Genomic DNA, 26085 nt, shown 5'->3' with positions numbered 1-26085 from the left:
TGAAGTGTATTATATAACTTTAGTCTATTATTGTCAAGTTTATTTAGTTATATTTATAAATAATTTTTTATATATATACACTAATATCATAAAAATATTTACTTTATTTACGATTTTTTAAGCAAAAATAACTAAAATTAGATAATTATTTTATGAATTCATATTTATTTTGGAGTTTTTCCTTTGAAGACAAAAAGAAATCTTATTATCGCAGCTAGCATTTGTAGTTTAATAACCGCTTCTTTTATTTTTACTAACTTGCAAGCTAAAAATCCCGCTCCTAGCGAAGCAGAAAAAAAAATAGAAGCTTTATCTAAACTTACAAGAACTATGTCTATCATAGAACAATATTATGTTGATGATGTTAATTATACAGATTTGGTTGATAAATCCATAGCAGGTTTGCTTACAAATTTAGATGCCCACTCTTCCTTCTTAGATGAAAAAGGTTATAAAGAACTTAAAGAACAAACTAATGGGGAATTTGGTGGACTTGGCTTTACTATTACCCAAAAAGATGGAGCAATTAGTGTTGTAGCTCCTATAGAAGGAAGTCCAGCGGATAAAGCAGGTATTAAAACTGATGATATTATCTTAAGAATCAATAATGAATCGACTTTAGGTATGACTTTAAATGAAGCTGTTTCTAAAATGCGTGGAGAGCCCAAAACAAAGGTTACTCTAACTATTTATAGAAAAGGCGATGCAAAGCCATTTGATGTAAATTTAAAAAGAGATATCATAAAAGTAGATAGTGTTTATACAAAATTAATTGAAAATGAAAATTTACTTTATTTAAGAGTGACTAATTTTGATAAAAATGTTGTAGATGAAGCTAGTAAAGCGATCAAAAAACATTCTGATACAAAAGGAATTATACTAGATCTTAGAACCAATCCAGGCGGTATTTTAAATCAAGCAGTGGGTTTAGTAAATCTTTTTGTAGATAAAGGAGTAATCGTTTCACAAAAAGGTAAAATTGAAAGCGAGAATGTAGAATTTAAAGCAAATCCTAGTAAAAAAATCACCAATGCACCTTTAGTAGTGCTTGTAAATGGTGGCAGTGCAAGTGCGAGCGAGATTGTAAGTGGGGCTTTGCAGGATTTTAAACGCGCTATTATCATAGGAGAAAAAACCTTTGGAAAAGGTAGTGTGCAACTTATATTACCTATGGATGAAAAAGGTAAAGAAGGCTTGAGACTTACTATAGCAAAATATTATTTACCAAGTGGTAGAACTATACAAGCTGTTGGAGTTAATCCTGATATAGAAGTATTTCCAGGAAAAGTAAGTAAAGAAGAAAATCACGGCTTTGAGATCAAAGAAAGTGATCTTAAAAAACACTTACAAGCTGAACTAGATAAAATCGGACATCAAGAAAAGAAAAAAGACAACAAAGAAGATAAAAATATCATTACCAAAGAACAAATTAATAATGACATACAACTAAAAACCGCAATAGATGCAATTAAAATTTTAAACATTACAAAAGGAGAGTAAAATGGCTATGAAATTAGATCTTTTATATGAAGGAAAAGGTAAAAAAATGTTTAAAACTGATGATGAGAATTTACTCATCACAGAATTTAAAGATGATTTAACAGCTTTTAATGCAGAAAAAAAGGGTAATGAAGCAGGAAAAGGTGCATTAAATTGTAAAATTAGTACTGAAATTTTTCATCTCTTAGAAAAAGAAGGCATTAAAACCCATCTAGTAGAAACCATCAGTGAAAAAGAACAAATTGTTAAAAAATGTAATATTATACCCATTGAAGTTATTACTAGAAATGTAGCTACAGGATCTTTAACGAAAAGATTAGGCATTAAAGAAGGCACGATTTTACCTTTTGCTGTAGTTGAGTTTTGTTATAAAAATGATGATTTAGGTGATCCTATCATCAATGATGAGCATTGTTTGATTTTAAATCTAGTAAAAAGTGAAAAAGATTTAGAATTAATCAAAAATACCGCAAGACATATCAATTCTATTCTAGTAAAATTCTTTGAATCTAAAGGCTTAAGATTGATTGACTTTAAATTAGAATTTGGTATTGATAATGAAGGAAATATGATCTTAGCTGATGAAATTAGTCCTGATAGCTGTAGATTTTGGGATAGCAAAACTAATGAAAAATTAGACAAAGATCGCTTTAGACAAGACTTAGGTAATGTAAAAATGGCTTACGAAGAAGTATTAAAAAGAATTTTAAGTTAGGAAAAATAATGAAAGTAACTATAAATATCACACTTAAAAATGGGGTTTTAGATCCTCAAGGCAAAGCCATAGAAAAGGCTTTGCATTCTTTGGATTTTAATAATATTGCAAATGTTAAAACCTCAAAACAAATTAGTTTTGATATAGCTTGTGATGATAAAGAAGAAGTTTTTAAACAAGTTGATTTAATGTGTAAAGAATTACTTGCAAATACTGTGATAGAAGATTATGAGATAATATTATGAAAGTAGCTATTATTCGTTTTCCTGGAACTAATTGTGAGTTTGATACAGCTTATGCCTTTGAAAAATTAGGGGTAAAAACTGAAATCATTTGGCATGAAAGACAAGATTTTAGTGCAGATTTAATCGTATTACCTGGAGGTTTTTCTTATGGAGATTATTTAAGATGTGCTGCTATTGCAAAACTTGCTCCTGCTATGAAAACACTTAAAGAGCATGTTCAAAAAGGTGGCTATGTCCTAGGCATATGCAATGGCTTTCAAATTTTATTAGAACTTGGACTTTTAAAAGGAGCTATGAAACATAACAATAGTTTAAGTTTTATTTCTAAGATGCAAGCATTGCAAGTAGTATCAAATAATAATGCTTTTTTGAAAAATTTTCAAAAAAATGATATCATAGAATTACCTATTGCCCATGGAGAAGGAAATTATTTTAATAGCGAAGATGGTATTAAAATGCTAGAAGATAAAGATATGATCTTACTAAGATATATCAATAATCCAAATGGCTCTTTAAACGATATAGCAGGAATTTGTGATGAAAATAAAAAAGTCTTTGGATTAATGCCACATCCTGAAAGAATGTGCGATGATATTCTTGGATCAAAAGCAGGACTTAAAATGTTTGAAGGATTTTTAAATTGCTAAAAACCTTCAAATTTTTTTGTCTTTTTTTGCTAACTTTTAACTTATATGCTCAAGAAAATAGTGTTTTTGAAGATTATAACACTTTAGAAAAAAATTACAATCAATTAGATGATCAAGCTAAGCAAATTTATCAAACTATCGCTCCAAGTGATGAGAGTAATTATGAAAGTAAAATCGATGATGAAAATTTCATCCCTCAAGGTTCTTTAGTATTAAACGCAAAAGAATACACCGATGAAGTCTATATAGATGAGGCTTTTACTATAGATCTTGAGGTTATTACCACAACTAATGTGAGTTTTGATTTAAATGTGAGTTTTGAAAAAAGTGATGATATGCTTTGGATCAATCCTAATCCTATTTGGGAACAAAAGGCTAATTCATATCATACAAAATTATGGTTTGAAGCTAAAAGTTTAAATGCTAGTTTAAACAAAATCATCGTTTCATTAAGCAGAAATGATCATATTTTTCAAAGCTCATCATTAATTATAAAGCCCATTAAACTTAAAAAAATCGATGCTCCTTCTAATAAATACTCACATATAGTTGCAAGCAATTTGGAAGTTAAACAAGTAAAAGCGAGTAGTTTTGATAATGATAATATAATTTTATTTATAGAACTTGCAGGAGAAAACACAAATCTAGCAAGTTTTAACATAAAAGATATCCAAAAACAAGGTGTAGAGGCTATTAAAGGCGATTTTGAAAAACAAAGTGGATTTTATTATGCTATTTTAGATAAAAGTAAAACGCGTTTTGATTTTTCTTACTTTAATTTAAATTCTAAAGAATTAAAAGATTTTTCCTTAAAAATAGAACTTAAAGAAGATAGTATAAGTACACAAAGTGATTTAAATCCAAAAACTAATGATTTTAATTTTTACAAACAAGTTTTTTTATGGAGCTTGTGCGGTATTTTCGCTTTATGGTTTGTATTTAAAAAAAGCTACACAGCTTTAGGTTTGGCAATTTTGACTCTAATAGCAAGTTTTTTAGCTCAAAATAACATATATAAAGCTATATTAAAAGCTGAAAGTAAAGTACAAATTTTACCAACTCTAAACTCAACTCATTTTTATTCTGGGAAATACAAACAAGAAGTAGAAGTGTTAGATTCAAGAGATGAATACAGAAAAATTTTATTTAATAATGGAAAAATAGGCTGGGTGAAAAGTGAAGATTTATCAAAGATTTAAAGCTTTAATATTTTGGGTAGAATTTATTTTATCTATTATATTTTTATGTATTGCCTTTTTATTATTGCAATCGCAAGAAAAAATTTGGAAAATCAGAAAAGTATGGTCAAAACTGCAAAAATATGTAATAAACTATAAAATTCAAACCCAAGGTTCTATACACCCTCAAGCTAATTTGCTTTTAATCAATCATCAAAGCTTACTAGATATAGTTGTTTTGGAAGATTTATGCCCAAAAAATATATCTTGGATAGCTAAAAAAGAACTAGGCGAACTCCCTGTTTTTAAAACTTTGATTAAAAAACCAAAAATTATTTGTATAGATAGAAGTCCAAAGGGTCTAGTAAAGCTTTTAAAAGAAGCCAAAGAAAGATTAAATGAGGATAGAATTTTAGCCATTTTTCCAGAAGGCACAAGATCTAAAACACAAAAACTTTTAAAATTTAAAGTCGGAGCTAAAATTTTAAGTGAAAAGCTTAAGTTAAAAGTCCAACCTGTGGTAATTATTGATTCAGCTAAAATTTTAGATACCCAAAATTTTAGTGCAAATAGTGGTGTTTTAAAAGTGATATTTCTAGATCTTGTCGATACAAGTAAAGATGATTGGCTTGAGCAAACTAGAGAAAAAATGCAAACAATCTTAGATAGCGAAAGGTCACAAGCTTGATTGGTACGATTTTAGCTGTAGGTTTTGGAGGCTTTTTAGGGGCCATATCCAGAATGCTTACTAGCAACTTTTTTAATAAAATCATTCCTCATAACTTTCCTTATGGGACATTAATGGTCAATATAATAGGATCATTTTTAATAGGTTTATTTTTTTCTTATGCAAATTCTAAAGGTGTGCATATTTTTACTAAAAATTTAATTAACACTGGTTTTTTGGGTGCCTTTACAACTTTTTCAACTTTTTCTTATGAAAATTTGTTATTTTTGCAAAATGGTGATTATTTTCACTTTTTTATAAATATTATTTTAAATGTTATCCTTTGTCTTTTGGCAGTATGGATTGGTTTTTTAATTTTTAAATAAAGGAGATATAAATGCAATTTCAAACTGAAGTTAATCAACTTTTACAACTTATGATTCATTCTTTGTATTCTAACAAAGAAATTTTTTTAAGAGAGCTTATTTCTAATGCAAGTGATGCACTTGATAAACTTAGTTATTTAAGCGTGAGTGATGATGCTTATAAAAATTTAAAATTTGAGCCAAAAATTCAAATTAATTTCAATCAAGAAGCAAAAACCTTAACTATAAGTGATAATGGTATAGGTATGAATAAAGACGATTTAATCAATCATCTTGGAACCATTGCTAAAAGTGGTACAAAAAGCTTTTTAGAAAACTTAAGTGGTGATGCCAAAAAAGACTCTCAACTTATAGGACAATTTGGTGTAGGCTTTTACTCTGCTTTTATGGTAGCTTCTAAAATAGAAGTTTTAAGCAAAAAAGCATTAGATGACAAAGCTTATCTTTGGACTTCTGATGCTAGTGGCTATGAAATAGAAGATGCAAATAAAGATGAACAAGGCACTTGCATAACCTTGCATTTAAAAGATGAAGAGTTTTTAAACTCATACCGCATTGAAAGCATAGTAGAAAAATATTCAAATCATATACAATTTCCTATTTTCATGGAAAAAGAAGAATATTTACCACTAGAAGAAGGCGAAAAAGAACCTAAAAAAGAATTAAAAAACACTCAAATTAATACAGCAAGTGCCTTATGGAGGCAAAATAAAGCAAGTTTAAAAGCTGAGGATTATGAAAGATTTTATGAACAAAACTTCCATGATTCAAACAAACCTATGCTTTATATCCACACAAAAGCTGAAGGTTCTATAGAGTATAATTCTTTATTCTTTATACCTGCACAAGCTCCATTTGATCTTTATAGAGTAGATTATAAAAGTGGTTTAAAACTTTATGTTAAAAGAGTTTTTATAAGTGATGATGATAAAGAATTATTACCAACTTATCTAAGATTTGTGCGTGGGATTATTGATGTAGAAGATTTACCGCTTAATGTTAGTCGTGAAATCTTACAAGAAAATAAAATCTTAAAAAGCGTTCAAGAAGCAAGTGTTAAAAAAATCCTAGCTGAACTTAAAAAATTCAAAGAAAAAGATAAAGAAAATTATCTTAAATTCCATGAAAATTTTGGAAAAGTTTTAAAAGAGGGTTTATATGGTTTTGGCGAAAATAAAGACGCTATAGCTAAGCTTTTATACTTTAAAAACTCAAACAAAGAAGAATTAATTGATCTTGAAGAGTATAAACAAAACCTAGCTGAAGGTCAAAATGAAATTTTTTATATTAGCGGAAAAAATGAAAAACTTTTAAGAAATTCTCCATTACTTGAAAGCTATAAACAAAAAAATATCAATGTTTTATTGCTTGATGAGGAAATTGATACCATAGTTATGCCTATGATGAATGAATTTGAAGGTTTAAAATTTAGCGCTATTAACCATCTAGCTAGTGAAGAAACTAGCGAAGAACAAAAGGCTGAATTTGCAAGCTTACTCATCAAAATAAAAGAAGTTTTAAAAGATGAAGTTGAAGAGGTAAAACTTAGCCAAAGACTTTCAAATAGTCCAAGTTGTATTGTTTATGATCAAAATAAACCTGATTTTGCTATGCAACAAATTCTTAAACAAATGGGGCAAGAACAGCAAGTTAAACCTATACTTGAAATCAATCCTAATCATGAAATTTTAAAAGCCTTAAAAGAAAATGATACCTTAGCTAATGAAATGGCACATATTCTTCTAAATATGGCTAAACTTAGTGAAGGTATGGGTATAGATAACCCTAGCGAATTTAACAATGCCTTAAGCAAAATCGTTTCCAAGGCTTTAGAAAAATGAAAAATATAGCTATTTCTAAAGATATTTTGCACGAATTTTGCATTATAGATGTAAGAACCCCAAGCGAATGGAAAAATGGGGTTATAAAAGAAGCTATACTCATCGCACTTTGCGATGATAATGGCTTTATGAATGAAAACTTTATCCAAGAGTTTAAAGAAAAAGTAGATTATCAAAATAAAAACATAGCCTTTGTGTGCGCTACAGGCTCAAGAAGCAAACATACTGCTATGATGATAGAAGATGCTCTAGGTATAGAATGCACTAATTTAGATGGTGGCATGGTTGCACTTTTATCACAAGGTTATGAAGCTACAAAAAAGGAAAATTAATGATAAAAAAATACTTTTATCTTTAATGCTTTGTGCTAGTTTTGTTTTAGCAGAAGTTAAAAATATCGATATTAATGCGGATATTTTGGAAAATTATCAAGTAATTGATGTTAGAAAACCTAGTGAATGGGTACAAACTGGTACTATAAAAAATGCCATTAAAATTAGCTTTTACAATGAAGATGGCAGTATAAATAAAAATTTCGTCGAGGAAATTAAAAAGATTTCAAGTAAAAAACCTATCGCTATAGTTTGCAGAAGTGGAGCAAGAAGTGCTAAAGCTTCTGCTTTACTAGATCAAAATGACATAGAAGTTACTAATTTAAAAGGTGGTATGAATGCACTTTTATCACAAGGTTATGAAACCTCAAAATAAGTCTAACTAGACTTATTTTTTCTTTGGTCTAAACACAGAAATTACTTCTTCATTATTTTCAATATAAGCTCCACCTATCAAATCTACACAATAAGGAATAGCAGGAAATATAGGCTCAATACATTCTCTTATAGCTTTTGGATTACCCGGTAAGTTAATAATTAATGATTTTCCTTTTATACCTGCGCTTTGTCTTGAAAGTATAGCCGTTGGCACATATTCTAAGCTTTTTGCACGCATTAACTCCCCAAAACCTGGAAGCATTTTATCACACACTGCTTGTGTTGCTTCTGGTGTCACATCACGCAAAGCAGGCCCTGTACCTCCTGTAGTAAAAATCAAATCACATTTTACTTCATCTGCCAAATAAGCTAATTTTTCTATGATTAAATCATACTCATCAGGAATTAGCTCATAATAAAAGCTTTTTTCATTTTTTATATAAGAATCTAAAATTTTTTCTATCTCTACTCCGGATTTATCCTCATAAACTCCGCTACTTGCTCTATCTGAAAGTACTAAAATTCCTATTTTTACCATTTTCACTCCATTATGATTTTTTCTATATCTTGTTTTTCTATTTTTTCATTTTCTAAAAGAATACTAGCTAATCTCACTACTTTTTCTTTCATTAATTCTAAAAATTCTTTCACTTCTTGCTTTTGCTCTTGTAATAAACCCTCATTTGCCATGGCGAAAGTTTCCATAAAAACGAGCAATTCTTTAACCTTTAAAAGATCACTTTGTGCATTAGTGTAACTTTCATTAAAAATAAGCTCCATAGCAACTGAACCTGCTAAAAAAACTTTTATTTTATTTAATAATTCTGATTTTGATTTGATAGTATTTTCATATTCTTTAAACCTATCTTCAATTAGGGTAATTTTTTCAAATTTAACATCAAAATAAAAAGCACACAAGGCTTTAGCTGCTTGATATGTGGCTTGAATTTTTCTTTCCTTGTCGCTTAGAGAAAAAATCTTTTTTTTACCCATTAAAACTTTATTAAGCACTGCAAAAAAATCATTTTCTTCTATTAAATCTGATTTTCTTCTTATAGCATTAATAGCCGCTTCATTAACTAAAGTCTCCAAAGCAGCTCCACTAAAACCCACACTAGCTTTTGCAATTTTTTCTAAATCTACGCTAGATTTTTTTTCTTTCATATAATTTTGCAAAATATGCATTCTATCTTTGAAATCAGGCAAAGATATAAAAATTCTTCTATCAAAACGCCCAGATCTTAGTAACGCATTATCCATAAGGTCGATTTTATTTGTAGCAGCCATCACTATAACACCACTATTATCTTCAAATCCATCCATTTGAGTTAAAAGTTGATTTAGAGTATTATCTCTTTCTACATTAGAAAAATCCCCTCTACTTTTACCAACTGCGTCAATTTCATCTATAAAAATAATACTTGGAGCTTTTGATTTAGCTTTTAAAAAAAGCTCTCTAACTCTTTTTGCACCCATACCTACATAAATTTCTACAAAACTAGCCCCACTTTGATAAAAAAATGGCACCCCAGCTTCACCTGCTACTGCTTTTGCTATCAAGGTTTTACCCACTCCAGGAGGCCCTACTAGCAAAACCCCTTTTGGCATTTTCACACCAAAATCTTTATATTTTTGAGGATTTTTTAAAAAATCAACGATTTCTAAAAGCTCTACCTTAGCCTCATCAACCCCTGCTACATCTTTAAATTTAACTTCACTTACTACATCTTGTATGGTATTATTTTGTTCATTTTTTTCTAAAATATTTTTTTCTAAAGAAAGTAAATTTTGCCTATCTTTGTTTTTTTTATTAAGAAAGAGTAAAAAGCTTATGAGAAAAGCAAGTAAAATAAATATCAAAAAAAACTCACTCAAATCATAATCTTTAGCATATTCTAAAGGAATTTTTTGCCACAAAGCATTTAAATCCACTACATCTTTAGCGATTAAAAAATTTCCTTCTTTGCTTTTTAATAATATTTCATTATTTTCTACTATAGCCTTTTGGATTAAATTTTGTTCTAAAAGCTCTTCATAAGCAGCCTTGCTAATATAATCTGGTTGATTTTTTAAAAATGCAATCAATATAAAAACACAAAGCAATAAAAATGAAGCTAAGATAATCTTTTTATTTTTCATCCTCTAACCTTACATAGTTACAATCTTCTTTGCATTCATATTTTTCAATACTTATCCATTGTTTAGCAATATCTTCTTTGCTTGTAATTTTGATTTTATTAAAAAATTGATCATAGCCTTCATAAAAACCATCTTTTTTACTCTCGACTAAAATTTCTAAAATATTTTTTTGGTTTTTTCTAAACTCATAATTATTTTGTGCGACTATATCTTTTAAAATATTTAATCTTTCTTTGGCTATATCACCATTAATTCGCTCACTCATAGAAGCAGAATGCGTTCCATCGCGTGGTGAGAAAATAAAAGCATGAATATGTGTGAGTTTAAATTGTTTGAAATTTTCTAAAGCTTCTTGCCATATCAACTCACTTTCCCCAGGATGTGCCACGATAAAGTCTGTTCCTAAAGCAAAACCTTTTTGATTTAATTCATTAAACAATGCTAAATCATTTTGCGTATGTGATCTTCTACGCATGATGCGTAGCATTTTTTCATGAGTGTGTTGCAGGGCAATATGTAAATGCTTTTCAAGCCAAGGTTCATCTAAAATTTCTTTAAAACTCTCATCAATTTGAGCAGGTTCTAAACTCCCAAGTCTTACTCTTTTTATACCATTAATCTTGCCTATTTCTTGCAGTAACTTTCCAAGTGTAGTTTTATCTTTTAAACCATAACTTCCTATATTAGTACCCGTTAAAACTACTTCACTATAACCATTTTGAGCCAAAAGTTTGATTTGTTTTATTATTTCCTCACTTGGCATACTTCTTGATTTACCCCTAACACTTGGGATTATGCAATAACTACAAGCAAAGTCACATCCTTCTTGAATTTTTACAAAAGCTTTAGTGTGATTTTCATAATTACTTACGATTTTTGTATCGATAAAGCGTAAATTTCCAAGCTCATAAAAGGCTTTATCCTGTGAGATTAACTCGTTAATTTTATCTTTATTAGAAGCTCCTAAAACTCCAAAAATTTCTTTTTTATCAAAAAAATCCTTTCCCTTACTTACAGCACCACAGCCTGTAAGTATAACCTTAACTCCATTTTTTTTTACACTATTAATATAACTTCTAAGCCCACTATCAGCACCATTTGTAACCGTGCAAGAATTTATAACTATCACATCAGCTTCTTGTTCATTTTGTGTGACAATATGATCTTTAATATAAGTTTTTAATAATTGCGTATCATAAATATTAGTTCTACAACCAAAAGTTTTAAAATATACCTTTTTTTTCAAATATCTTCCTTATTTTCTATAAATTCATGTTTTGCCATATATAAATTTTGTGATGGATAGGCTATTTTTATATCATCATGTTTATTAAATTCATTGATAATTTCTTTACTTATATTACTTCTTAAAACCAAGGCCGCATAAGAATTTGTCATATACCAAGCAGAAATTCTCATACCATAACCTTCTAAAAATGTAAAAAACCTAGGTTCTACTTTAGGATTTCTAATGCTGTATTCATTTCTTAATTTATTCATGGATTCTTTTGCAATTTTTGTATAGCCTTTAGAAGCTTTTATAACGATTTCTTCTACTATATCTAAGGCTTTTTGATGATTTGAATCAAAAGTTAAAGTAATATCAAGTCCATCCCAAATTGTTTTCATCCCATGATGAGTATAATTTGATATAAGATTGGTAAAAATAAAGTTATTTGGTATGAAAATTATCCTACCACTTCTTCGATTATCTGTATAAGTTAGTAAAGATATATCTTCATACAAAGTTATTCTTAAAAATGAAATATCAATTATATCGCCGATATAATGTGTATTGTTTTGAAAAACTCTCACCCTATCGCCCACTCTAAAACTTCCACCAAAAACTATCACACACCAACCAAGCATAGACATAAACATATCTTTCATAGCAATAGCCAAACCAGCAGAAGCAAAACCAAGAACGGTCACTAAATAGCTGATATTTTCAATATATCCAAAAAGCAAGATTAAAACAATTACATTGATATTAATAAAATTAATGATTTTATTTGCTGTATAAAAGCGATCATTATCGCCTATATATTTTCTAGCTATAAATTTGAGTAAAAATGCTATGGCTACAACTATAACAATAGCCAAAACTATATTGAAAGCTCTTACACCCTGAATTTTAATTGAAGCTGTTGTTTTTTCAATCTCTTCTTGAATTTTTTTCTCATACACAGAATAAGAAATTTCTCCAAAACGCAAAGTTTGTGAAAAATCTCTAACCATTTGATTGGATATTTTTAAATATTCATCATGCTCTTTATTAGAAGATAATTTAGCTATTTCAGCTACTAAAACATTTTCTTTTATAAGCTCATCTAAAGTTTGCTTAAAACTATTTAAAAGATTGACATATTCTTCTTTGTCGCGTCTTAATTTTTTTATATGTGAGTATGCTGAAATAATAGCTAAAGGATTAGTTAGCTTATCTATTTTATCAACTTCTTCAGGTGCCAAAACCATCTTAGAAAAATTTGCACTTTTATACTCACTTAAAAGCTCTAGTCTTTCTTTTAAAATTAAAATTTGTCTTTCTATAATACTTTTATTGCGTTCATTAGCTTTTAAACTTTCTTTTTCTAAAGCCAAAATTTCATCTTGAGTTTTTCTGTAAATGTTAAAATTATTATATTTAATTATCCAAGTATTATATGCTAAATTATTATGTAATTCATTTAATTTTTGTTCTAAATGCTCTATATCATCTTGCGCTAAAAGTAATGTAAAGGGTAAGAGCAAAATCAATATAATTTTTTTCATGCAAACACCTCTAAAGTGTGTAAAATATCTTCTTTAGATATATCATTTTTTATACAAGCTTTTCCTAAACCACAAGCTAAAACAAAATTAATCTTTTGAAAATGTGTTTTTTTATCTAAGAAAAAGGCATTATAAAACTCTTCTATATTTGAAATTTTATAAGATATGGGTAATTTAAATTTCACAAGCAATTTTTGTACTCTTTGGCATTCTTGCTCGCTTAATAACCCCAAATTTAAAGCTAGAATATTTGCCATGTTCATACCTATAGCCACGGCTTCACCATGTAAGTACTTTTTATATCCTGTTTGATTTTCTATAACATGAGCAAAAGTATGACCATAATTTAAAAGCATTCTTAAGCCACTTTCTTTTTCATCTTGTGAAACCACATTAGCTTTAAGTTCTATACTTTTTTGGATGATTTGAGCCAAGGTAATATCATCAAGTTTAGTATTTAAAAATTTATCCTCATCTAAATTTTCTAAAAAAGATAAAATTGCTTCATCAAAAACCACAGCCATTTTGATAAATTCAGCCATGCCAGCAGCTAGTTCTCTTGAAGGTAAGGTTTTTAAAAACTTACTCTCACAATACACCGCTTTTGGCTGATAAAAAGTACCTATTAAGTTTTTACCAAATTTATTATTTACCCCGGTTTTACCACCCACACTTGCATCCACACAAGCTAGTAAAGTTGTTGGGATATTGATAAATTCTATCCCTCTTTGATATATACTTGCTACAAAACCACCCATATCAGAGATCACCCCGCCACCAAAGCTTATAAGCAAGCTTTTTCTATCTAACTTATAAGTACACATTTGATCTAAGATATATTCTATAGTTTGTAAATTTTTATACTCTTCACCATCTTTGATTTTTATAACAAAAAGTTCTTTAGCTTGAATTTTTTCCAAAAGCGTATCTAAATGTAATTTTGCTACTAATTCATTAGTTAAAATCACGACTTTAGTATCAAAATTTAACTTTTCTAGCTCATTTATATAGACATTATAACTTGTATTTTTATCTAAATTTAACTTAACTTGCATTCTTTTCTCACAATGATGGTATAAACAATTGATAATTTTTATTCATCTTATAATATATCGTATTTAAATCCGTTTTTAAAATTTTATTGAAATTGTTTCCTAAAATTTTTTCATTAAATGGTACAAAATGCAATATATTTTGTTTGTAAGAAAATTTATTAATAGGATTATGTTCTTTTTCTTCTATCAAAAGTAATTTTTCATCATGAAGTTTTGAAAGGCTTTCAAAATACTGATGATATTCAAAAATTTCGGCTTTATTTAATTTTAAAGCATAGTAATACAAGGCAAGGCCTAGTTGAATTTGCTTGTTAAAATCAAGCATAATAGAGGCAATACCCTCTACATCTTCAAAATTTGAACTTAAAACTACAGAAGATTTTAAATCTGCAAAATCCCCTTTACCTGCTTTTAACACAGGAAGTTTTAAAGTAAAAAGAAAACTTTTTTCTTTTTCAAAAAGATAATCCTCCACCACTAGCAAACCTATGCTAGTATTTTCCACAAAAGGTTTAATGTTTTTTATATTTGTGCTTTCAAAGTCAAATATCACTTCAGTGCTATTTTTATGCAAGGATTTAAGTTTATAATACATAGGAGTTAAAGTAGGATTAATCACCTTAAAATAAAGTTTTTTGCTATTGATTCTTACATGCAAAAGCAAGCTTGCAAAAATAAGCTTTTCTATAGCAAACTCACTCATTTTTTTCATATCTATAATACAAAGTATATTATCTCCAAAAGGCGATGGAAAGCGTCCTAAGCTTGTTTTAACATTAGTAAAAACACTTTGCAAAACTTTAGGATCACCTACGATTAAAATGCTATCATTTGGCATTAAAATAAGCCCAGGTCTTGCCAGAATAAATTCATTATTTCTATAAACCATTACAATTTTAAAGCGTTTTTGACTAATAGAGCTTATGTGCCTATAAGCAAAGCTTGATCCTGCAGGAATTTTAACTTCCATAATCTCACCTTGTCCAAGCCCTATAAATTGTGCCATTGAAGGCATATTATCCAAACAACCTGTCAATCTTGTACTTAAAGTATCATAAATATTAATTACTTCACAAAAATTATCATCAATTTGGCTATTCCACAAATCCATAATAACTATATTTAATCTTGGGTATAATTTTCTTAAATTTTTATAGCAAGCTAATGTATCTGCTTCTTCTTGCATATAAATAATAGCTTGATGAAAATTTTCTTTTAATAAATTTTCTAGCTTAATCAAACTCGTAGGATCAAATTTAAAAAAAGAAATTTGTTCATTCTCTAAGTCTAAGTCTACGCTATCATCATTATAATACACAACACTCAAAGACTCTTTGAAGGTTTTGTTATTATAAATTTTCTTTAAAAAATCTTTCGCAAAAGGTCCATCAGCTAGTAATAAAATCTTATTCATTCACACCTCTAAAATATAAAGTATAATTATAGCAAAGTTATAGTTTATATTTTAAAGTTTTTATTTTTTCAAAATATATTCCACTACTTAATATATCTTTTTAAATTAACAAAAATTATTATTTTTCATTCAGTAAAAATCTTAATATTGATGGATACTTATTTTAGTATTTAGCTTATAAAAGGATTTTAAAGTTAAAGAGATATAATAAAATATTTCTCACATGTCAATTAAAATCTACTTAAAAAACTGTATAATATATTTTTTGGATAAAATTATCACAAATTTAGAAATAATTTAGCATCTTAAAATTAAAATATATCAACAAGAAAAAGTTCATTTTGCCTAAAACTACTTTAAAGATTTAAAAATAAAAATTATATCATTTAAATAAAACAATTTTTATAAAAACAATATTTAAAGACAAAATAAAAATAAAACTTACAAGAATCAACTATTTAAGTGAAATAAAAATATCAAAAAGAGAGAAATTTTTGTAAAATAATGCTATTGATATACAAATAGTAATTGCAATAAAATATAAATTTTAATAAATTTAACAAAAAAATAGTTTAGCGGACGGTAGTTTATGTTGCTTCAAACTATAAATTCTACTACAACATACCTCGGAAAAAGATAATGAATTAATAAACTACTATGTTAGATATACTATTTAACTTAAAAATCAACTAGATAACTTTCTATGCGTTTGATTTTAATTCCAACTTTTTTGAGCATTTGCTGCACTTATAAGATATATTTAAATAATTTATTTTCATATATAAATCATAATTCACTTTATGGATAACACCAATACAATCACATATATACTCAAATATTTCTTCGCTTTTTATCATCTCGTTTTGTTTTGATAAATTTTGATTAGATGAATTTTAAACATAATCTCTTATTTTCATATCATGTATACTAAAATGATTAAAAAACCATGATGATACTTATTATAAAGTTCATTTTTAAGTTCATTAGTACTACGACACTCATATAATAGACTTTTCATAGATTTTACAATATTTTTATGCATTATTATATGCTCATCTAAATATGGATATTTAATTTCTCTCATATATTCCTCTTCATCATCAAAATGATTTTTCATATATGAAAATAACTCCATTAATACTTTTTTTTTAATTCTGTTTTATAAATATGTCTATTTGAAAGTCTAAAAACTTCTAAAGTTAAAGCAAAAAATCTCTGATGCTGTAAATCTATTTTTTCATTGCCTAAACAATATTCATCACTCCAAGAGGGAAAATTACTTACCATATACCCCCGCCGATTAAATCAATCGAATATTTTGCTGACAAATTTTACGATCATACTTAGCACCATTAAAAATTTTAAGATGCATATTATGTGAAATTTTATATTTTTTATTTAAGCATCCACAAGTATAAAGAACATATTCTTTTTTCTTAAAATTAGCATATTTTATATCTTCCTCTAAAATATGCTTAATGATATTATCATCTATAAAATCACTAAATTTTGTTTTAAATTCATTTATGTTTGATGTGTTTTTAACTAAAGAAGCTAATGAAGACATAATTTTTTTATGCTCTTTTATATGTATATCGATATATGGGTAAGCAATCCTTTTCATATATTTTTCTTCATATTTTGCATGATCTTTAAGTTGTTTTAAAAATTCAATCGAAAGCATTCTAACTTCATTAATACTTACATGATTATTTTTCATAAAAATAAATTTCTTTAGCTAAATCAAATAAGCTTTTATGTTGTATATCAATAATACTATTCCAAACGGTATATTTTTGAGTCCATATTTTCATATATAATATTCCTTATTTTGTAGTGTAAATATAATAGTATTATCTATAAAACAAATATTAAAATATATATATAATTATTTAATAAAAAATTTATTTAAAAAACAACTTAGCAAACTAGCAATAATTATAAAAATAATATAAATATAAAAATACTCCTTATATACAAAATTAACAATAAAAGGGGTTATAAAACCCAAAATCGCATAAGAAATATTATAAGCAAAAGAAAGACCACTCGATCTTAACTCTGTGGTAAAAATTTGAGTCATAAAAATAGGAGCAAAAGCTATAATACCTTGTGCAAAACAAGCAAGCAAATAAAATAACAAAAACCACTCATTATAAAAGCTAAAACTAATGCCAAAAATTCCAAAAAGCAAAGTAAAAATAAAACAAATTTTAAAATGTCCTAAAAAATCTGCTAAATATCCTTGTGCTAAACTTCCTAGTATGATCATCACTATGGCCAAATTTTGATATAACAAAGCAGTAGTTTTGCTAACTCCTAATAAGCTTTCAAAATATTGTGGCAGTATCATTAAAGTAGCCACCCCACTTGTTAAAACCACAGTAAGTAAAGCGCATATTAACATACTTTTTTTATGTGTTTTTAAAGCCTGCAAAAGTGGGAAATTTAAAATTTTTTCTTTTGCTTTTATATTTTTAAAAGCTGGTGTTTCATTCAATTTCGTGCGTAAAAATAAAGCCAATATACCAAAAAATCCTCCTATAAAAAAAGGAATTCTCCAAGCAAAGCTTTCTACTTCTTCTTTATCAAAATACGCATATATAGTCAAAGTCGCTAAATTTCCAAGCAATAAACCTAAAGTCAAAGTTGCTGAAATAAAACCAAGTGCCAAACCAAGTCTTTTTTTACTCACAAATTCACTCACAAAAATCCAAGCACCACTAACTTCAGCTCCTATGGCTAATCCTTGGGCTATCCTAATAACAAAAAGCATAAAAGTAGCCAAAAGCCCTATGCTTTCATAAGTAGGTAAAAAGGCCAAAACAAAACTTGGTACAACCATTAAAAGCATACTAATATAAAAAACATTCTTACGCCCTTTTATATCTGCAAAATGCGCTAAAACAACAGCACCAAAAGGTCTGGCTAAATACCCTGCCCCAAAGGCTACATAAGTATAGATTAATGGCCAAAAATCATCATTTTGAGGAAAGAAAATTTTTGCAAAAACACTTGCAAAGAAGATAAATAAAACAAAATCATAAAATTCTAAAATACCACCTAAAGAAGCATAGATGGTATTTTTAAAAGCTTTTTGCATTATTAAATTTTGCCACCTTCGATTACTACATCATCAGCTTTTATATCATCACTAAAAAACGGCTTTAAAGTTTCATCATAAGCTTTGTGGAAAAATTGTTCATTTTGTAATTTTAAAATCAAATCATTGATAAAATTTAACATAGCTTCGTCACCTTTTTTTACAGCAGGAGCTATAACATCATGATTTCCAAGTTCTTTAATCACTACTTCAAAATTTGGATTTTCTTTAGCCCAGGCAAAAAGCAATGCATTATCATGACTTAACGCATCACCTCTTTTACCAATTAAAGCTGCAAAAGTTTCTGTATTTTGATCAAATTTAATCGTTTTAATATCTGGCATATTTTTTGTAAAATACGCATCAGCTGTTGTGCCTTTATTTAAAATTAAAGTTTTATTTTTTAAATCATCTAAAGTTTTAATATCTGATCCTTTAGGAGCCACCACCCCAAGAGCAACTTTCATATAAGGTAATGCAAAATCAACCACAGCTTCTCTTTCTGGGGTTTTTGTAAAATTTGCTAAGATTAAATCTACTTTATTTGATTCTAAAAATTCTACTCTATTTGCTGCTTCAACAAGTACAAATTGCACTTTAGACTCATCTCCTAAAAGCTCTTTTGCTATGCGTTTAGCAAAATATACATCATAACCTTGATTTTTCCCTTGTGCGTCTAGGTAGCCAAATGGAGGTTTATCGCCAAATACACCTATACGGATTACACCTTGCTGTTTGATTTTCTCTATGGAATTTTCATTAGAGCTTGAATTTGAGCATGCACTAAAAAAAAGTGCCATCAAAAATGATAAAAGAAAAATTTTTTTCATGTTTTATCCTTATGATTAAAAATTTAAATTTTTAAACCTTATATTATTTTTTTAAATAAATATTTTAAAAAAATAAAATTAACGATGAAAATCAAACAAATTGAGAAATTTTTTCGCACGATCTGTCTTTGGATTTTCAAAAAATTCATCAGGATTTGAAATTTCTACTATTTTACCATCATCCATAAAAACTATTTTATCAGCAACTGCTCTTGCAAAACCCATTTCATGTGTAACTATAAGCATAGTCATACCATCTTTTGCCAAATTTAAAATCACATCTAAAACTTCACGCACGATTTCAGGATCAAGCGCTGCTGTAACTTCATCAAAAAGCATGATTTCAGGGTTCATACAAAGACTTCTAACTATGGCTATGCGTTGCTTTTGTCCACCGCTTAATTCTTTAGGATAAGCTTTTATTTTATGCAAAAGTCCTACTCTATCAAGCCAGTATTTTGCTTCTTCTAAAACCTCTTCTTTTTTTCTTTTTTGCACCTTTAAAGGTCCTAAAAGTATATTTTGCTCAACATTTAAATGATCAAAAAGCTCATAAGATTGAAACACCATACCTATTTTTTGACGAATTTGAGTCCATTTTTTATAATTTTTATCAATTTTCTCATCATCTACTAAAATAGCTCCATCAGCCATTTCTTCTAAGCCATTAATACATCTTAAAAGTGTAGATTTCCCACAACCACTTGGACCTAGTATAACCACTACTTCTTTTTGATTTACTTCTAAATTAATATCTTTTAAAACATGATGATCATCATAATATTTTTGTAAATTTTGTATTTTTAAAATGCTCATATTAGCTCCATTTTTTCTCTAAAAACTTTGAATATACTGACAAAGGATAACAAAGTATAAAATAAATCAATAAAATCAAACCATAAATCACAAAAGCCGCATAAGAATTTTGAAATAAATTAAGCTCAATCACTTGTTGACCTACTTTAATAAGCTCTATACCACCGATTAGATAAATCACTGAAGTGCTTTTAATAATTCTTGTAAAAAGATTAATACTCATTGGTAATAATCTTCTCAAAGATAAAGGTATAATGATAAAAAGATAAACTTCAAATTTATTAAAACCTAGTGAAAGTCCTGACTCATACTGATGTTTTGGTATACTTGCTAAAGATGATCTAACCAAATCCATCATCTCAAACACACCCCAAATACTAAAAACAATAATACTTGAACCCAAAGCACTCAAATGCCATCCAAACCATTTCGCCAAGCCAAAATGCACTATAAAAAGCCAAACAATCAAAGGCATAATACGCACAAACTCAAGCATAAAACGACAAAAAACATAAAGGAATTTGTTTTTAGAATGCATTAAAATTCCAAAAAATACTCCTCCTATGAGTGAAATCAAAACGCTAATCAATGAAAGCTCTAAAGTAACCTTTAAACCTTGCGCTAGTCTAAAAAAGGTATCTTGATTTAAAATTTCAAACATAATTTAACCTTTTTTCTATACGGTTTAACACTAAAGATAAAGGTAAAATCAAGATCAAATAACAAAGCACCAAAGCAAATAATGCTTCGTTACTTTTATAATAAAGCCCTATAAGATCTTTAGCCACATATACTAAATCTGCTAAAGCAATAATGCTTACTACAGAAGTTTCTTTAAGTAAAAAAATGATATTTGCACTAATGCTTGGCATAGCTATACCCAAAGCTTGAGGCATAATAATATAACGGAAATTTTGCCATTTACTCAAACCCAAAGAAAGTCCTGATTCATATTGTTGTTTTTTAACCGCTTCCATACCCGCTCTTAAACTTTCAGCCATATAAGAACCACCTAAAAAACTAAGTCCTATTACAGCACAAGCAAAAGAGCTAAGTTGAATTCCAAATTCAGGTAAAGCATAATATAAAAAGAAAAGTTGGATTAGCAAAGGTGTATTTCTTGAAAATTCTATATAAATTTTACAAATTGTGTTTAAAAAGGAAAATTTAAAATAACTCACTCCCACACAAAATAAACCTACTAAAAATGAAAAAAACACCCCATAAATAGCAAGTTTTAATGTAAGCCAAGAAGCTTGTATAAACATAGGGCTAAACTTGACTAAAAAATCAAAATCCATGAAACCATCCATACTTTAAAATATAATATTGTAACAAATAAGACTTAAAAAGACTTAATTAAATTTTGCATTTTTTCTTTATTTAAAATTACTATTTTACCTTTATTTGTGCAAATAAGCTCATTTTGTTTTAATTCTTTTAAAAAACGCGACAAAGATTCTGGGGGTAAATTTAAAATCACAGCGATTTCTTTTTGTTTTAAATTTTGTAGCTTTTCTTCATTTTCTAGTAAAAAGCCGACTAATCTTGACTTTAAATCCAAAGATTTTTGTCTGATAAAATTTTCTAAAATTCGAATTTTACCGATTAAAGAAGTCAAAAGTAAAAAACTAAATTCTCCATTTTCTAAGCATAATTTTTTAAATTCATTAAAATCAAAAACACAAATTTCACAATCTTGCTCACAAATTGCATTGGCTGGGTAATCAATACCCTCAAACACAGGCATTTCAGCTATAAAATTTACTGGAGCTAGAGCGTGTAGTGTTAGCTCAAAACCTTTTGCATTCACCTTATATATACGCACTTTTCCACTTAATAAAATGTAAATTTTATTTGCTTTTTCACCTTGAAAAAATAAAATATTTCCTTTCTTAAAATACTTCTTTTCGCCCTTTGAAATCAAAATTTCAAAATGTTTATCCATTTTTTTCTTCCATATTTTTAATACTTTCTTTTGCTTTTAAAACCAGTTCTTCATCATCTGCAAAATCAAAAAATTTAAAGTGATTTCCATGTTGCACTCTACCATCTAGCAAATCCCCACTTAACCTGTTTTTTAAATCAAGCTCAGCTATTTTAAACCCATCTAAAGTTTTAGCAAATTCAAGCAAACGACTTGGAATTTCTTTTTGCTTAGTATATAAATAACAAAAACTCTCAAGTCCTACTCTACCTACCCTACCTCGAAGCTGATGTAAGGTAGCAAGCCCAAGTCTTTCAGCCCCAACAACTACAATCACGCTTAGTCTTGGTAAAGAAATTCCCACTTCAACCACGGTCGTAGAAAGTAAAATCGTGCCTTTTTCTCTAAATTCTTGCAAAATTTGATCTTTATTTTTATCTTTTCCATGAGTCACATAAACATTTTTGTATTTGTTTATCCAATACCCTTGTGCTTGTTCTAGCGATAAATAATCTATATTTTCACTTTCATTTACCAAAGGATAAATGATGATTACTTGATGATTTTTAGCTAGTTCATCATCGATTTTTTTAAGCAAATATTTAAAATCTTTATCTTGTATGCAAAAAGTTTTAATGTCTTTTTTAAAAGGCATTTGTTTAATAAAACTAAAATTTACAAGCTCACTTTGTATCATAGAAAGTGTTCTTGGTATAGGTGTAGCAGAAAATTGCACGATATGTGGAGCATATTGAGAGTTTTTACTAAGCTCACTTATTTTTTGTCTTTGATTAGAGCCAAAGCGATGTTGCTCATCTATCATCACTAAAACTGCTTCAAATTCTTCTTGATAAATGAGCGCATGTGTACCTATGATAAAATGGGCTTGTTCTTTTAATTTTGCTAAATCTTTATCTTTTTTACCACCCTTTAAAAGCAATACATTAACAAAATCAGGCAAAAGTCTTTTTGCTTCATGATAAATTTGCTCTGCTAATATACTAGTTGGAGCCATTAAAATAGCCTTTTTAGGATATACTAGCAAACTTGCAGCAAGTATGACTAAAGTCTTACCACAACCCACATCACCCATCACCACACGCCTTTTAGCGACTTTATTTTGCAAATCTTTTTTAATATCTTCTATTGCTAAAAGCTGATCATTTGTAGGGTTAAATTCTAAACCCTTAAGCCAAGAGCTTATATCAAAAAGTTCTATTTCATAAGCATTTTGTGATATTTTTTTACCCTTTAAACGCCTTAAATGATTAAAAATTTCTATATATTTTAAGTCTTTAACTATGGCGTTAAAATTTTCATAAAGAGTTAAATCATCATAATTGTGTAAATTCAAAAGTAAATTGATATATTTTTGTTCTAAATTTAGCGCTTTTAAGTTAGCTTCATTGATATATTTTAAAATAAGTTTTTTTATGCTTTCATCTTTAATAGAACTAATTTGGTATTTAGGGACTATTTGACCTATGTTTTTTACTATTTTTGGGTTTATAAACTGCCAAATTCCATTAAAAAAATTCATCTTTGCATGGATACAAACCAAAGCATTATGTTTAAAAATTTTAAAATGCCACTTATTAGGATGAAAGATCACTATATTTGCTTTTATACCCCATTCTAAACACTCACAAAGCATAAAAAGCTGGGAGTGATGATTTTGTGTGCTAATAATTTTTACATTTTGAGTGCAAAATGTATCTTTTGGAAACTTTGAAATTCTAAAATCATCAAATTTTTTAGGTAAAATCAAAGCCAAATCGATACAATTTTTAACCCCTAAAGCATGAAGTAGTTTTAAGTCCTTTTCTTCAACTTTCATTTTCTATGCTTGCAAAACTCACTTTGGTAATTTCACTATGTGCTTTGATAAAGTCATTTAACTCATCTAAATTAGTGTTTTTAATCTTTTGCATTTCTTCTTTTAAATTTCCAAGTTTTAAACCATGCAAATATTCATTTAGCATTATATCTAGTCTTTTAGCCAAGTTTTCATACCTTAAAGGCATAGAGCCTACTAAAAATTGTTTAGCTAGTTGAAATTCTTTTTCATTGACTCCATTTTGGACAAAGTTTTCAAAAACTTCCTTAACTAAAGCTTTAGCCTCATTAGAACTTTCATTTTTAGTTTGCAAATACCCAAAAACTCTACTATAATTTAAATTTACATCAAGCATAGCATATGCTGAATACGCCAAGCCTCTTTTTACACGCACTTCTTCCATCAAACGCGAACCAAAACCACCTTGACCTAAAATAAACAAAGCAAGTTTAGCTAAATACATTTTCTCATCATTAATTTGTATATTAAATGGAGAGCAAAAATATATATAAGCTTGCTCAGTGCTTTTTTGCTCACTTACTTCTATACTCTCATCAACGAGCTTGTAGCTTTTGTTTTGATTTGGGGCATTTCTTTTTAGAATTTGGCAAATTTTTTCTACTTTAATCTTTACTTCATCTTCTTTAATATCTCCACCAAAAACAAATAAAGCATTATCAAGTACTAAATTTTCACTCATAAAATCTTGTAATTCTTTTAAACTAATCTTTTCTATGCTTTCTTTAGTCCCATCAAGACCACTAGCAAAAATTTCATCTTTAAAAACATTCTTATTCAAAAGTCTTTTTGCTTGATAATCATAATCAGTATTTAAACTTGCAAGTTCACCCAAAGCTAAAGTTTTTAATCTTTGTAAGATTTTTTCTTCAAAACGCACATTTAAAAACAATTCTTGTAATTTTTCTAAAGCAAAATCAAAATGTTCTTTCAAGCATTTAATACTAATTTGAAAATGTTCAAAACTAGCCTTAGCATAAAGCTCTATAGCACGGTATTCTAAGCTTTTAAAAAACTCATCATTACTTCCTTCATTTAAAAGCCTAGCAAGCATACTTGCACAACCTCTATTGTGTTTTTCTGCTATTTTTCCACTATTTTTAAAAATGAGCTTAAAAAATACTACAGGAAGCTCATTTTCATACTCATATATTATGTCTATTTTAGTTTCGTTAAAGTCTAAATTTAACATTAAAACCTTTCTAAAATATTATAAGCTGTATCGCGTTTGGCAGGTAATTCCCCTATATCTTTAATAAGTTCTATCATTTGTTCTTGATTCATTCTGTATTTTGCACCAGCTGCGGCTACAACATTTTCTTCCATCATAGTTGAACCTAAATCATTTGCACCAAATTTTAAAGCAAGTTGGCCTATTAAAGAGCCTTGTGTTACCCATGAACTTTGTAAATTTTTAAAATTATCCAAATATAATCTTGCTAAAGCTAGCAATCTTAAATATCTATTAGAGCTTTGCTTGATGATTTCAGGATGTTTTTTGATCAAAGGAGTATTTTCGCTTTGAAATGACCATAAAATAAAAGCTCTAAAGCCATTTGTTTTATCTTGTAAATTTCTTAAATGATCAAAATGTTCGATGATTTCCTCATCATTTTCAACCGTACCAAACATCATTGTAGCAGTACTTTTCATACCTATATTATGCGCACTCTCATGCACCCTAAGCCAAGTAGCTGTGTCACATTTGTGTGGTGCTATAATATCTCTTACCCTATCGCTTAATACTTCAGCACCCGCTCCAGGTATAGAAAAAAGTCCTTTGACTTGTAATCTTTTTAAAACCTCTTCTATAGAAATTTTAGAAACTCTTGCTATATAAGCTATCTCTACTGCTGAAAAACCATGCACGGTAATCGTTGGATAATTAGTTTTTATATAAGAAAGCAAATCTTCATACCATTCTATTTTAAGTTTTGGATGTACCCCGCCTTGAAATAAAATTTGCGTTCCACCTATGGCTTGTAATTCTTCTATTTTTTGCCCTATTTCTTCATATTTTAAAATATAGGAGTCATCATCTTTTTCTTTTCTACAAAAAGCACAAAAATCACAATCAATACAGCAAATATTTGTATAATTTATATTTCTATCTACCACAAAAGTAGTTATTTTTTCAGGATGAAGCTCTAATTTTCTCTCATAAGCCATTGCACCTAGTTCATATAAAGGTGCATTTTGGAGCAAATTTAACGCTTCTTTTTTACTTAATCTACTCATTCTTAAACCTTTTTTGTAAAAAGGATTATTATAACATTTAAATGTAA

Annotated in this window: 27 protein-coding genes; 10 read left to right on the top strand and 17 right to left on the bottom strand. The window is 28.1% G+C overall.

The features are described 5' to 3' along the window. The first annotated feature begins 183 nt into the window (after positions 1-183). From L8U04_RS05225 to L8U04_RS05180, 10 genes are read left to right on the top strand one after another with little or no spacing between them, the layout of a single operon-like run. Complete coding sequence (locus L8U04_RS05225) at positions 184-1500, top strand: S41 family peptidase (RefSeq protein WP_318529583.1); 1317 nt, start codon at positions 184-186, stop codon at positions 1498-1500. Positions 1501-1507: 7 nt separating this feature from the next. Continuing rightward, positions 1508-2215 (top strand): phosphoribosylaminoimidazolesuccinocarboxamide synthase, encoded by a 708-nt coding sequence (gene purC / locus L8U04_RS05220; RefSeq protein ID WP_133318981.1) that lies wholly within the window; start codon positions 1508-1510, stop codon positions 2213-2215. 8 nt (positions 2216-2223) lie between these two features. Continuing rightward, positions 2224-2460, top strand: coding sequence for a phosphoribosylformylglycinamidine synthase subunit PurS (gene purS / locus L8U04_RS05215; protein WP_220566240.1), 237 nt, complete (start codon positions 2224-2226; stop codon positions 2458-2460). Continuing rightward, positions 2457-3107 (top strand): phosphoribosylformylglycinamidine synthase subunit PurQ, encoded by a 651-nt coding sequence (gene purQ / locus L8U04_RS05210; RefSeq protein WP_263662426.1) that lies wholly within the window; start codon positions 2457-2459, stop codon positions 3105-3107. Before purS ends, purQ begins: the two co-directional genes overlap by 4 nt. A gap of 26 nt (positions 3108-3133) precedes the next feature. After that, complete coding sequence (locus L8U04_RS05205; RefSeq protein ID WP_263709570.1) at positions 3134-4306, top strand: hypothetical protein; 1173 nt, start codon at positions 3134-3136, stop codon at positions 4304-4306. Further along, the gene (locus tag L8U04_RS05200) at positions 4284-4973 is read left to right on the top strand and encodes a lysophospholipid acyltransferase family protein (RefSeq protein WP_263662424.1); all 690 of its coding nucleotides are present in this window, start codon (positions 4284-4286) and stop codon (positions 4971-4973) included. Before L8U04_RS05205 ends, L8U04_RS05200 begins: the two co-directional genes overlap by 23 nt. After that, on the top strand, positions 4970-5338 hold the full coding sequence (gene crcB, locus L8U04_RS05195; RefSeq protein WP_263662423.1) for a fluoride efflux transporter CrcB: 369 nt from the start codon (positions 4970-4972) through the stop codon (positions 5336-5338). Before L8U04_RS05200 ends, crcB begins: the two co-directional genes overlap by 4 nt. A gap of 11 nt (positions 5339-5349) precedes the next feature. Next, entirely contained in the window at positions 5350-7179 is a 1830-nt protein-coding gene (gene htpG / locus L8U04_RS05190) for a molecular chaperone HtpG (protein ID WP_263665743.1), read from the top strand. Continuing rightward, positions 7176-7511, top strand: coding sequence for a rhodanese-like domain-containing protein (locus L8U04_RS05185; protein WP_263660307.1), 336 nt, complete (start codon positions 7176-7178; stop codon positions 7509-7511). Before htpG ends, L8U04_RS05185 begins: the two co-directional genes overlap by 4 nt. Beyond that, the gene (locus L8U04_RS05180) at positions 7486-7887 is read left to right on the top strand and encodes a rhodanese-like domain-containing protein (RefSeq protein ID WP_263709569.1); all 402 of its coding nucleotides are present in this window, start codon (positions 7486-7488) and stop codon (positions 7885-7887) included. Before L8U04_RS05185 ends, L8U04_RS05180 begins: the two co-directional genes overlap by 26 nt. A gap of 12 nt (positions 7888-7899) precedes the next feature. On the opposite strand, the gene mog is transcribed toward L8U04_RS05180, so the two are convergent. From mog to L8U04_RS05095, 17 genes are all read right to left on the bottom strand, one after another. After that, positions 7900-8427 carry a molybdopterin adenylyltransferase gene (gene mog, locus L8U04_RS05175; RefSeq protein WP_039618174.1) on the bottom strand — a complete coding sequence of 176 codons (528 nt, stop codon included), beginning with the start codon at positions 8425-8427 and terminating at the stop codon, positions 7900-7902. 2 nt (positions 8428-8429) lie between these two features. Beyond that, a complete protein-coding gene (locus L8U04_RS05170) occupies positions 8430-10028 on the bottom strand; it encodes an AAA family ATPase (RefSeq protein ID WP_220566232.1) in 1599 nt (532 codons plus the stop codon). After that, on the bottom strand, positions 10018-11274 hold the full coding sequence (gene mtaB / locus L8U04_RS05165; protein WP_263662417.1) for a tRNA (N(6)-L-threonylcarbamoyladenosine(37)-C(2))-methylthiotransferase MtaB: 1257 nt from the start codon (positions 11272-11274) through the stop codon (positions 10018-10020). The genes L8U04_RS05170 and mtaB overlap by 11 nt, the downstream gene beginning before the upstream one ends. Continuing rightward, positions 11271-12800 (bottom strand): mechanosensitive ion channel family protein, encoded by a 1530-nt coding sequence (locus tag L8U04_RS05160; RefSeq protein ID WP_263659670.1) that lies wholly within the window; start codon positions 12798-12800, stop codon positions 11271-11273. The genes mtaB and L8U04_RS05160 overlap by 4 nt, the downstream gene beginning before the upstream one ends. After that, positions 12797-13855 (bottom strand): 3-dehydroquinate synthase, encoded by a 1059-nt coding sequence (aroB, locus tag L8U04_RS05155; protein WP_263662416.1) that lies wholly within the window; start codon positions 13853-13855, stop codon positions 12797-12799. The genes L8U04_RS05160 and aroB overlap by 4 nt, the downstream gene beginning before the upstream one ends. A gap of 7 nt (positions 13856-13862) precedes the next feature. Then, positions 13863-15269, bottom strand: a complete 1407-nt coding sequence (locus tag L8U04_RS05150; protein ID WP_133318949.1) for a COG3400 family protein — start codon at positions 15267-15269, stop codon at positions 13863-13865. A 913-nt stretch (positions 15270-16182) separates the two neighbouring features. Then, positions 16183-16404 (bottom strand): hypothetical protein, encoded by a 222-nt coding sequence (locus L8U04_RS05145; RefSeq protein WP_263709567.1) that lies wholly within the window; start codon positions 16402-16404, stop codon positions 16183-16185. 165 nt (positions 16405-16569) lie between these two features. Further along, positions 16570-16989, bottom strand: coding sequence for a hemerythrin family protein (locus L8U04_RS05140; RefSeq protein ID WP_263709566.1), 420 nt, complete (start codon positions 16987-16989; stop codon positions 16570-16572). Between the two features lie 168 nt (positions 16990-17157). Then, entirely contained in the window at positions 17158-18372 is a 1215-nt protein-coding gene (locus L8U04_RS05135) for an MFS transporter (protein WP_263664708.1), read from the bottom strand. A 2-nt stretch (positions 18373-18374) separates the two neighbouring features. Further along, positions 18375-19172: a cysteine ABC transporter substrate-binding protein gene (locus tag L8U04_RS05130; protein WP_412175295.1), complete on the bottom strand. Its 798-nt coding sequence runs from the start codon at positions 19170-19172 to the stop codon at positions 18375-18377. Positions 19173-19280: 108 nt separating this feature from the next. Beyond that, the gene (locus L8U04_RS05125; protein WP_133318954.1) at positions 19281-20018 is read right to left on the bottom strand and encodes an amino acid ABC transporter ATP-binding protein; all 738 of its coding nucleotides are present in this window, start codon (positions 20016-20018) and stop codon (positions 19281-19283) included. 1 nt (position 20019) lies between these two features. Beyond that, positions 20020-20679 carry an amino acid ABC transporter permease gene (locus L8U04_RS05120; RefSeq protein WP_133318955.1) on the bottom strand — a complete coding sequence of 220 codons (660 nt, stop codon included), beginning with the start codon at positions 20677-20679 and terminating at the stop codon, positions 20020-20022. Beyond that, positions 20672-21319 (bottom strand): amino acid ABC transporter permease, encoded by a 648-nt coding sequence (locus tag L8U04_RS05115; RefSeq protein ID WP_133318956.1) that lies wholly within the window; start codon positions 21317-21319, stop codon positions 20672-20674. Before L8U04_RS05115 ends, L8U04_RS05120 begins: the two co-directional genes overlap by 8 nt. A 44-nt stretch (positions 21320-21363) precedes the next feature. Further along, complete coding sequence (locus L8U04_RS05110; protein ID WP_263709564.1) at positions 21364-21966, bottom strand: Crp/Fnr family transcriptional regulator; 603 nt, start codon at positions 21964-21966, stop codon at positions 21364-21366. Continuing rightward, positions 21959-23782 (bottom strand): ATP-dependent DNA helicase RecG, encoded by a 1824-nt coding sequence (gene recG / locus L8U04_RS05105; RefSeq protein ID WP_263709563.1) that lies wholly within the window; start codon positions 23780-23782, stop codon positions 21959-21961. Before recG ends, L8U04_RS05110 begins: the two co-directional genes overlap by 8 nt. Continuing rightward, positions 23772-24992: a M16 family metallopeptidase gene (locus L8U04_RS05100; RefSeq protein ID WP_263662287.1), complete on the bottom strand. Its 1221-nt coding sequence runs from the start codon at positions 24990-24992 to the stop codon at positions 23772-23774. Before L8U04_RS05100 ends, recG begins: the two co-directional genes overlap by 11 nt. Continuing rightward, on the bottom strand, positions 24992-26038 hold the full coding sequence (locus L8U04_RS05095) for a dehypoxanthine futalosine cyclase (RefSeq protein WP_133318960.1): 1047 nt from the start codon (positions 26036-26038) through the stop codon (positions 24992-24994). Before L8U04_RS05095 ends, L8U04_RS05100 begins: the two co-directional genes overlap by 1 nt. Positions 26039-26085 lie beyond the last annotated feature (47 nt).

The sequence above is a fragment of the Campylobacter sp. IFREMER_LSEM_CL908 genome, from assembly GCF_025771545.1.
In the GTDB taxonomy this organism is placed as follows: domain Bacteria; phylum Campylobacterota; class Campylobacteria; order Campylobacterales; family Campylobacteraceae; genus Campylobacter_D; species Campylobacter_D lari_D.
The sequence above is the reverse complement of the archived record's forward strand: the minus strand, read 5'-3'. Positions and strand labels throughout refer to the sequence as shown.

What these genes read in the sequence shown, in the direction of transcription:
- L8U04_RS05125 (WP_133318954.1), bottom strand. Translation starts at nt 20,018, where the DNA reads ATGAGCATTTTAAAAATACAAAATTTACAAAAATATTATGATGATCAT.
- L8U04_RS05180 (WP_263709569.1), top strand. Translation starts at nt 7,486, where the DNA reads ATGAAGCTACAAAAAAGGAAAATTAATGATAAAAAAATACTTTTATCT.
- L8U04_RS05140 (WP_263709566.1), bottom strand. Translation starts at nt 16,989, where the DNA reads ATGAAAAATAATCATGTAAGTATTAATGAAGTTAGAATGCTTTCGATT.
- L8U04_RS05115 (WP_133318956.1), bottom strand. Translation starts at nt 21,319, where the DNA reads ATGGATTTTGATTTTTTAGTCAAGTTTAGCCCTATGTTTATACAAGCT.
- L8U04_RS05170 (WP_220566232.1), bottom strand. Translation starts at nt 10,028, where the DNA reads ATGAAAAATAAAAAGATTATCTTAGCTTCATTTTTATTGCTTTGTGTT.
- htpG (WP_263665743.1), top strand. Translation starts at nt 5,350, where the DNA reads ATGCAATTTCAAACTGAAGTTAATCAACTTTTACAACTTATGATTCAT.
- purC (WP_133318981.1), top strand. Translation starts at nt 1,508, where the DNA reads ATGAAATTAGATCTTTTATATGAAGGAAAAGGTAAAAAAATGTTTAAA.
- recG (WP_263709563.1), bottom strand. Translation starts at nt 23,782, where the DNA reads ATGAAAGTTGAAGAAAAGGACTTAAAACTACTTCATGCTTTAGGGGTT.
- L8U04_RS05095 (WP_133318960.1), bottom strand. Translation starts at nt 26,038, where the DNA reads ATGAGTAGATTAAGTAAAAAAGAAGCGTTAAATTTGCTCCAAAATGCA.
- L8U04_RS05110 (WP_263709564.1), bottom strand. Translation starts at nt 21,966, where the DNA reads ATGGATAAACATTTTGAAATTTTGATTTCAAAGGGCGAAAAGAAGTAT.
- L8U04_RS05160 (WP_263659670.1), bottom strand. Translation starts at nt 12,800, where the DNA reads ATGAAAAAAATTATATTGATTTTGCTCTTACCCTTTACATTACTTTTA.
- L8U04_RS05135 (WP_263664708.1), bottom strand. Translation starts at nt 18,372, where the DNA reads ATGCAAAAAGCTTTTAAAAATACCATCTATGCTTCTTTAGGTGGTATT.
- mog (WP_039618174.1), bottom strand. Translation starts at nt 8,427, where the DNA reads ATGGTAAAAATAGGAATTTTAGTACTTTCAGATAGAGCAAGTAGCGGA.
- purQ (WP_263662426.1), top strand. Translation starts at nt 2,457, where the DNA reads ATGAAAGTAGCTATTATTCGTTTTCCTGGAACTAATTGTGAGTTTGAT.
- L8U04_RS05100 (WP_263662287.1), bottom strand. Translation starts at nt 24,992, where the DNA reads ATGTTAAATTTAGACTTTAACGAAACTAAAATAGACATAATATATGAG.
- L8U04_RS05150 (WP_133318949.1), bottom strand. Translation starts at nt 15,269, where the DNA reads ATGAATAAGATTTTATTACTAGCTGATGGACCTTTTGCGAAAGATTTT.
- purS (WP_220566240.1), top strand. Translation starts at nt 2,224, where the DNA reads ATGAAAGTAACTATAAATATCACACTTAAAAATGGGGTTTTAGATCCT.
- L8U04_RS05120 (WP_133318955.1), bottom strand. Translation starts at nt 20,679, where the DNA reads ATGTTTGAAATTTTAAATCAAGATACCTTTTTTAGACTAGCGCAAGGT.
- L8U04_RS05185 (WP_263660307.1), top strand. Translation starts at nt 7,176, where the DNA reads ATGAAAAATATAGCTATTTCTAAAGATATTTTGCACGAATTTTGCATT.
- L8U04_RS05145 (WP_263709567.1), bottom strand. Translation starts at nt 16,404, where the DNA reads ATGGAGTTATTTTCATATATGAAAAATCATTTTGATGATGAAGAGGAA.
- aroB (WP_263662416.1), bottom strand. Translation starts at nt 13,855, where the DNA reads ATGCAAGTTAAGTTAAATTTAGATAAAAATACAAGTTATAATGTCTAT.
- L8U04_RS05130 (WP_412175295.1), bottom strand. Translation starts at nt 19,172, where the DNA reads ATGGCACTTTTTTTTAGTGCATGCTCAAATTCAAGCTCTAATGAAAAT.